At 70.6% G+C, this 4,976-nt stretch carries 3 protein-coding genes; all 3 read left to right on the forward strand.

Features of this window, described 5'->3' with window-relative positions; genetic code table 11:
• On the forward strand, positions 1 to 3,031 hold a 3,031-nt coding region (locus tag GA0115259_RS14415), incomplete at its 5' end, for a type I polyketide synthase (RefSeq protein WP_141716562.1).
• 318 nt (positions 3,032 to 3,349) lie between these two features.
• Complete coding sequence (locus GA0115259_RS14420; RefSeq protein ID WP_093596191.1) at positions 3,350 to 4,105, forward strand: thioesterase II family protein; 756 nt, start codon at positions 3,350 to 3,352, stop codon at positions 4,103 to 4,105.
• Between the two features lie 475 nt (positions 4,106 to 4,580).
• The coding region (locus tag GA0115259_RS14425; protein WP_141716563.1) for an ATP-binding protein at positions 4,581 to 4,976 on the forward strand (396 nt) is incomplete at its 3' end.

Below are 4,976 nucleotides of genomic sequence, written 5' to 3' on the forward strand. Positions count from 1 at the left end.
GTTCTTCGCCGGAAGCGGTGCGCGGCGGGTGGAGTTGCCCACGTACGCCTTCCAGCACCAATGGTTCTGGCCGGCCGCTTCGCTGTCCGGGGCCGGTGATGTGCGCGCGGCCGGGCTCGGTTCCGCCGGGCATCCGCTGCTGGGCGCGGCCGTCGAACTGGCAGCCGGTCAGGGCGTGTTGTTCACCGGGCGGCTCTCCGTGCAGTCGCATCCATGGCTCGCTGACCACAGGGTGATGGACCGGATCCTGCTGCCCGGAACCGCTCTGCTGGAGCTGGCCGTTCGTGCAGGTGACGAGGTGGGCGGCGACCGTGTCGAGGAGCTTACGCTCGCGGCGCCACTGGTCCTGCCCGAGCGCGGCGCCGTACAGGTGCAGGTCGCCGTGGGCACTCCCGACGAGTCGGGCCGTCGTACGGTGGGCATCTACTCACGGCCCGAGGACGCCGCCGACGCGCCATGGACGCAGCATGCCACCGGCACGCTGACCACCGGCACGCTCACCAGTGGTGCCGAGACGGTGGACACCGGCTTCGACGCCACGGTGTGGCCCCCGAAGGGCGCCGAGGCACTGGAACTCGACGGCTGCTACGAACGGTTCGCGGAGCTCGGCTTCACCTATGGCCCGGTGTTCCAGGGGCTACGGGCCGCGTGGCGTCGCGACGGTGAGATCTTCGCCGAGGTGAGCCTTCCGGAGGGCACCGAGGCAGGAGCGTACGGTCTGCATCCGGCGCTGCTCGACTCGGCCCTGCACGCGTCGCTCCTCGCCGATGACGGCCAGGAGGGCGCCGGCGGTCTGCCGTTCTCGTGGGAGGGCGTCTCGCTGCATGCGACGGGCGCTTCCGCGCTACGGGTACGGATCGCGCCGTCCGGAGGCAAGGGCGCGGTGTCGATCGCGGTCGCGGACACCACCGGTGCGCCGGTCGCCTCCGTCGACTCGCTCCTCGTACGGGCCGTGTCCAGCGAGCAGTTGAACCAATCCGCGGGAACCGGCAACGACGCGCTGTTCACGGTGGAGTGGATCCCTGTCCCGGCCGGTCCGGCCGTGCCCGAGTCGGTCGCCCTCGTCGGGCCGGACCTTCTCGGGCTCGCCGGCGCCGTAGCCGCATCGGGCCCGAGCGTCGAGGCGTACGACGATCTGGCGTCGCTCGCGGCGGCGGACGGCCCGGCGCCGGATGTGGTGCTGATCCCGGTACGCGGTGAGACGGCCGACGCCGAGGCCGGCACCGTACCCGGATCCGTACGCGCCGTCCTGGCCAGGACGCTGGAGCAGGTCCAGCGCTGGTCGGCCGAGGACCGGTTCGCCGGATCGCGTCTGCTGTTCGTCACGCGCGGCGCGGTGGCGGTGGACGGCGGCGGTGTGTCCGATCTGGCGGCGGCTGCCGTCTGGGGCCTGGTGCGGTCGGCGCAGTCGGAGAATCCGGGCTGCTTCGCTCTACTGGATCTCGACCTGGATCTCGACCCGGTGGTGGCCGGCTCCGAGGATCCGGCTCCCGCCGTCGACGGCCTCACCCGTCTTGGGAAGGCCATCGGCTCGGACGAACCGCAACTGGTGCTCCGCGGGCACGAGATCAGGGCCGCGAGGCTCGAACGCGCGCCTCTCCCGCAACCGGCCACGGAGGATGACTCGACCAACCCGACCCACCCGTCCGGCACAACCGACCCGTCCGACCTGTCCGACTCCGACACCTGGGAGCGCGGCGGCACCGTACTCATCACCGGCGGAACCGGTGGTCTGGGCGGTGTCCTCGCCCGGCATCTGGTCGCGGAACGCGGCGTACGGCGGCTGCTCCTGCTCAGCCGCCGAGGAATCGGCGCCGAGGGCGCGCGCCGACTTGTCGACGAGCTGACGCGTCTCGGCGCCGAGGTCACCGCCGCCGCCTGCGATGTCGCCGACCGTGCCGCGCTGGCCGGCGTACTGGCCGCGGTGCCCGCCGAGCATCCGGTGACGGCCGTGGTGCACACGGCAGGTGTGCTGGACGACGGCACCATCGCATCGCTGACACCCGAGCGGCTGGACACCGTACTGCGTCCCAAGGCCGATGCCGCCTGGCATCTGCATGAACTGACCCGGGACCTCGATCTCGCCGCGTTCGTGGTGTTCTCGTCCGTGGCCGGCGTGTTCGGTGGTGCGGGCCAGGGCAACTACGCCGCCGCCAACACCTTCCTGGACGCGCTGATGGCACGCCGCGCGGCCGAAGGGCTGCCCGGAGTATCGCTGGCGTGGGGCCCGTGGGAGCGGTCGGGCGGGATGACCGGCACCGTGTCCGAGGCGGACATGCGACGGCTGGCGCGCTCGGGCATGCCGCCGCTCTCCGCAGACCTGGGCGTGGAACTGTTCGGCGCGGTGGCCATCGGCACCCGGGCGCTGGTGGTCCCCGTACGACTGGATCTGCCGGCCCTGCGCGCCGCCCAGGGCGAAATTCCGCCGCTGCTCCGGAGCCTCATCCGTACGACCTCCCGGCGGTCGGCCACAGCCGCCGCCACGTCCACAGCCGCTCCGCAGTCGGCGGGCGCGCTCGCGCGACGGCTGACCGGGCTGACCGACGAGGAGCGCCATGACGTCCTGCTGAAGCTGGTACGGGACCAGGCCGCCATGGTGCTCGGACACACGGACGGTACAGCGATCGGGGCCACGCGCCAGTTCCAGGAGCTGGGCTTCGACTCGCTGACGGCGGTGGACTTCAGGAACCGGCTCAACGCCGCGACCGGACTGCGGCTGCCCGCCACCCTCCTGTTCGACTACCCCACAGCGGCCGATGTCGTGGAGCATCTCCACTCCCAGCTCGTCACGGAGGAGGTCACCGGAGCCGGCTCCGTACTCGCCGTGCTCGACCAGTTGGAGAAGAAGATCGCGGAACTGACCGTCGACGCACAGGAGTTCAAGCAAGTCGCGGGACGGATCGAGGTGCTGAGGACGAAGTGGGCGGCGCTGCGCCGGGAGTCGGCGGGCGGCACCGGCGAGTTCGATCTCGACACGGCGTCGGACGACGATGTGTTCGCGCTCCTCGATGACGAACTGGGCCTGTCCTGAGGACAGTTCCGGGCCGTCGGATGCGGGCCGTCGGATCCGGGTCGTCACAGCGGATCCGGGTCGTCTGGCCGGAAGCGACCCGGGCCGTCTGGCCGATTATGGTCCGGCCGGGCGCCCGGCGTGGGTTCCGTCACCGCGGAGCGCGCAGAGACTAGGGAATTTCCCACTGTCCGCCCTAGTGGAATGGGGTGGCCGGGCACCGGACCGTAACGGCTGTTGATCCGTGTGACAATGCCGTACGGGTCCCGGATGTTCCGCAGTTGCGGACCGCCGGGCGGTCCGGATCGCTCGACCCAGGTCTGAGGAGGATGCGACACGATGACGACGTCCACCGAGGAGAGCCTCTGGGCACGGTGCTTCCATCAGGCACCGGACAGCCCGAGACAGCTTTTCTGTTTCCCCCACGCGGGTGGCTCGGCGTCTTTCTACTTCCCGGTGTCCGCGCAACTGTCGTCCGTGGCCGAGGTGTTCTCGGTGCAGTATCCGGGACGTCAGGACCGGCGCAAGGAGATCAGCCCCGACGACATCGACACCATGGCCGACCAGGTCTACGAGGCCCTGCGCAGACAGCTGCACGCGCGGCCGACGACGTTCTTCGGGCACAGCATGGGCGCGACGCTCGCCTTCGAGGTCGCGCGGCGGTACGAGGCGGACGGCGGTGAGCTCTCCCGGCTCTTCGCCTCGGGGCGGCGTGCGCCGTCGCGCCACCGTGACGAGAAGGTGCACCGCCTCAGTGACGACGGGATCGTCGCGGAGCTGAAGCTGCTCTCCGGTACGAATTCGGCCCTGCTCGGCGACGAGGAGATCCTGCGCCTCATTCTGCCGGCGATCCGCAGCGACTACCGTGCCATCGAGACCTACCGGTGCGAGCCGGGCGCGGTCGTCCGGGCGCCGATCTCGGTGCTGACGGGCGACAGCGATCCGAAGACCACGCTGGACGAGGCCGAGGACTGGCGCGGACACACCACGGGAGCGTTCGAACTGAAGGTCTTCCCGGGCGGGCACTTCTTTCTCAGCGCCCAGGCGCCCGCTGTGATCGCGCTCCTGCGGAACCACCTGACGTCCGGCGGTTGAAGTCCCGCGGCTGACGCCCACGGTCCGGCCTCCGGGGCCACGCACCACCATCTCCTCCTGCACACACCATCCTCACACACCACACGGAGCACCGAACACCGAACACCGGATGCCGCCGAGGACCGGACACCGCCGAACGCCGTACTCCGGAAGGGAGTTGCTCTTCCGGCGCGGTGTTCTGCCCGGGAAACCGCGCCGTTGCCCGTATAACACGATCTCGTTTTCCGGGCGAGTTCTGGCGTCTGCAAGACGGTGGTGAGTGATCCAGTCCGCGCGGGGTAGTCCCCAGGCATCGATTGGTCGATGACCTGCTCAGCGCGCCCGGAGCCACCGGCGCCAGAGGCTCCATGGGTACGGGATCCGTGATCACGCACCCGCGCGTCCAGTCGATTGTTGTTCCTTCAACTTTGTTGTGCGGGATGCCATCGACGAGTCAGTGCGTCTGTTGTGTCCCCCGAGATGCGAGGAGACCTTGATGCTGGATCAGGCCGATCTCATGGGTTTGTCCAGCGCTCTGGTCGGCCGCGCCGGTGAGCTACGGGTGCTGACGCGCCACGCCGAGGCCGCGCGCGCCCGGCGCGCGGGTCTGGTGCTGCTGTCGGGGCCGGCCGGTATCGGGAAGACGAGCCTGCTCCGGGCCTTCCTGAAGACCGACGCCTGCCGGAACATGGCGGTGCTGTACGGCTCGTGCCGTCAGGTCGTGGGCGGCGCCGGATACGGCGGCGTGCGGGAGCTGTTCGGCTCCCTCGGCCTCTGCGGCGAGGACGCCGGAAAGTCACCCTTGTTGCGCGGCCTCGCCCGGCGCGCGCTGCCTGCGCTCACCTCGGGACCCGCCGACGACGCGACGGCGGGCGCTCCCGGCGTCTATCCC

The sequence above is a fragment of the Streptomyces sp. MnatMP-M17 genome, assembly GCF_900091995.1.
Classification (GTDB): Bacteria; Actinomycetota; Actinomycetes; order Streptomycetales; family Streptomycetaceae; genus Streptomyces.

Coding starts and splice junctions, on each gene's coding strand:
- GA0115259_RS14420 (WP_093596191.1), top strand. CDS start 3,350: ATGACGACGTCCACCGAGGAGAGCCTCTGGGCACGGTGCTTCCATCAG.